At 46.8% G+C, this 1,039-nt stretch carries 1 protein-coding gene; it reads left to right on the top strand.

Translation table 11 applies throughout. The annotated features are described in order from the left end of the window. Positions 1–1,022: ABC transporter substrate-binding protein (locus R7M72_RS26015; RefSeq protein WP_318056583.1), on the top strand; the 1,022-nt coding region annotated here is incomplete at its 5' end. Between the last annotated feature and the right edge of the window lie 17 nt (positions 1,023–1,039).

Raw genomic sequence — 1,039 nt, 5'->3', positions numbered from 1 at the left:
AAGACAACAAAGAGCAAATCGACCAACTCCCTATTGGTTCAGGGCCTTACCAGCTCAAAGAGTATCAAGTAAACGATTTGATTCGCTTGGAACGTCATCCGAACTACTGGAACTCGCCAGCGAAAATGGAACAAGTAGTGTTCGACATTTCACACCGTGGTACTGGCACGTTAGCTAAGTTGCTGCGCAATGAATGCGATGTTTTGTCTTCACCTATCTCTAGCCAGATCCCAATCATTCAAGAAGATGAAAACCTTGAGTTGACGGCAACACCAGCAAATAACGTTTCCTTTATTGCGATTAATACCGAGACTCCAGCACTTCGCGACCCAAGAGTCCGCCAAGCGTTGAACCTTGCGATCAATCGTCAAAATATCTTGGATTCGGTTTATTACGGTACAGGAACCCTAGCTTATACATTGCTGCCGCCGAACTCTTGGGCGTATCAAAAAGACAGTGCGAAAATTCGTTATGACCGAAATTACGCTCTCGCTCTACTTCGTGAAGCGGGATACGAAGATGGTCTAAAACTGTCGATGTGGGTGCCGCTAGAGCCAAGAGCATTCAACCCAAGTCCACGCAAAACTGCTGAGCTCATTCAGGCGAACTTCGCCGATATCGGCATCAAGCTGACTCTGCTCACCGACGACCGTTTCGAGCGAGTGGATCTTGAAAACATCAACGATATCGACTTGCTCCTTACTGGCTGGATTGGCGATACTGGCGATCCGGATAACTTCTTCCGTCCTTTACTATCGTGCGAATCAGACCGAGTGGGCCTTAACGTTTCGATGTGGTGTAACGATGATTTCGACTTTTTGCTGGATCTCGCGCTAGAGACGCAAGAGCAACGTTACCGCCTAAACCTGTATCGTCAGGCGCAAAATATTTTGAATGAAGAGTTTCCAGTTATTCCGTTGGCACATGGGGTTCAATTCCGTGTGCACGACAAGTCATTAACTGGCTTCAAATCGAACCCTTTCAATGCCCAACCGTTTGATAGAGTTGAGAGAATTCACTGATGTTTTGGTATACCGTT

This window comes from Vibrio sp. YT-18 (assembly GCF_033337345.1).
GTDB classification, from domain to species: Bacteria; Pseudomonadota; Gammaproteobacteria; order Enterobacterales; family Vibrionaceae; genus Vibrio; species Vibrio alginolyticus.
The sequence above is the reverse complement of the archived record's forward strand: the minus strand, read 5'-3'. Positions and strand labels throughout refer to the sequence as shown.